At 40.0% G+C, this 1,881-nt stretch carries 1 protein-coding gene, 2 pseudogenes and 2 riboswitches; of the genes and pseudogenes, 2 read left to right on the top strand and 1 reads right to left on the bottom strand.

All coding sequences use genetic code 11. From position 1 onward, the window contains the following. Nucleotides 1–133: pseudogene (locus tag AC1DRF_RS25505) on the top strand (uroporphyrinogen-III C-methyltransferase); the annotation flags it as partial. 2 nt (nucleotides 134–135) lie between these two features. Here the strand turns inward: AC1DRF_RS25505 and thiT are convergent. After that, nucleotides 136–618, bottom strand: a pseudogene (thiT, locus tag AC1DRF_RS25500) (energy-coupled thiamine transporter ThiT); the annotation flags it as partial. 32 nt (nucleotides 619–650) lie between these two features. Next, nucleotides 651–751: riboswitch (TPP riboswitch) on the bottom strand. Nucleotides 752–925: 174 nt separating this feature from the next. Then, nucleotides 926–1,110, top strand: a riboswitch (Lysine riboswitch). A gap of 102 nt (nucleotides 1,111–1,212) precedes the next feature. On the opposite strand from thiT, the gene AC1DRF_RS25495 reads away from it, so the two are divergent. Continuing rightward, nucleotides 1,213–1,881: amino acid permease (locus AC1DRF_RS25495; protein ID WP_477742016.1), on the top strand; the 669-nt coding region annotated here is incomplete at its 3' end.

Genomic DNA, 1,881 nt, shown 5'->3' with positions numbered 1-1,881 from the left:
GGATAGCCTAGCCAAAGGTGTAGATACTCTTGMAATTTATATGGGGGTGCGGAACTTACCGTACATTTGCCAACAGTTAATGAAACACGGAAAAACCTCAGCTACGCCAATTGCATTGATTCACTGGGGAACATGAGCGGACATGCCCTTTGGCGCATACGATCCCCAGAAAATAATACCCGCAATAAAGTGCCAGAAATACCGTGCGAAGCTGCCGATAACAAGGGATAAAACAATCAAAACAAAAGCTTTTGGTCTGTTATTGTTAGCTAAATTTGTTTTAATAGATTGCGAAAAAATACCTCCAAAACCTATAAAAGCAAAAGCCACAATATATTCGATAAACGTTTGTAGCGCTGTTAAAATATAAGCCGTTCCTGTTGCCAACTGCAGCAGCCCCCATAATAGACCAGATAGAGCCCCGCCTTTTACTCCCCAGCGAAAGCACATAATAAAAATGGGCACCATGGAGAACGAAATACTCACAGCCGTTGCAATCTTAATGGAAGGCAAAAGATCAAGTAGAAGTGCTAATGCTGCAAAAATAGCTATTTCAATTTTAGCCTGTAAAGGTAATGCTTTATTCACGTTTCTCACTCCTGTTTTTGAATCATTCATATCAAACGGTTTACACAGGAGTAAGCAAATATATGCTACTATTCCCACATTCCTACGCTAGCGTTAACTAACAGGTTCGAAGGGTCTGAACAATTTGTTCACTCTCAGCACGGCGGCTCCCCCTGTGGTACGTTCGGATATTTATGTAGTATTATGACAACGTTCATTATACCATATGTAACAAAATAGATTCGAGAGATTTCAAAGATGTTTCTATTTTCTGAATCTATTTTTTATAATGACRATCGTTTTAGTATTTGGTATACTTCTTTTATGTCAAATGAATATAAAAAACCCTCATCCTAATCGATGAGGTAGAGGTCGCAGTTTTTAATAGTAAAGCAACGGAAATGCAGAGAACATTGAGGATGTTGTTTGAAAGGAAAAATTGCCGAAGTTTAGATCACTTCTCGGTTGATTTAAGCTGGGGCTGTCTCCGAACAGGAACAGAACTGTCACATCATGCGAGTGATGTGAAGAGCTATCTTCACGGAAGGTTGACGCGGTTTTCAGATTTAAAAGCGCGCACATATACTGCGSGCTTTTTTTATGTTATCCCGTCTCTTTCCGTACATTCGAAAGGAGTATTTATCTATGCAAGAGCAGCAAGAATTAAAACGTGGGTTGAAATCTCGCCACTTAACGATGATTTCATTAGGAGGAGCCATCGGAACCGGCTTATTCCTAGCAAGTGGTGGAGCAATTCACACAGCAGGACCTGGGGGAGCGCTTTTAGCTTACGCTATCATTGGTGTCATGGTTTACTTTTTGATGACCAGCCTAGCGGAGCTCGCAGCTTATATGCCTGAAGCCGGTTCATTTAGTACGTATGCGTCTCGGTTTGTAGATCCATCCTTTGGTTTCGCTCTCGGCTGGAACTATTGGTATAACTGGGCTATTACGATTGCAGCTGAATTATCTGCTGGAGCCCTTATTATGAAATTTTGGTTCCCAAACTCTTTTTCTATTTTATGGAGTGCCCTGTTTTTATTAATTATGTTTGGGCTTAACTACCTTTCTGTAAAAGGATTTGGTGAATCTGAATTTTGGTTTTCGTTAATTAAAGTAGTAACAGTTATCATCTTTTTAGTTATTGGCATTATGATGATTTTTGGTATCTTTAACAATGAAGCACCAGGGTTTAAAAACTTCACGCTTGGTGATGGACCCATTCACGGTGGATTCTTTACTGTCTTAGGTATTTTTATGGCTGCTGGTTTTTCATTTCAAGGAACAGAGTTGCTTGGAGTCGCAGCTGGAGAA

The organism is Priestia sp. P5_B4, assembly GCF_056400385.1.
Note: the sequence above shows the minus strand (reverse complement) of the source record. Positions and strands in the feature narration are given on the sequence as shown.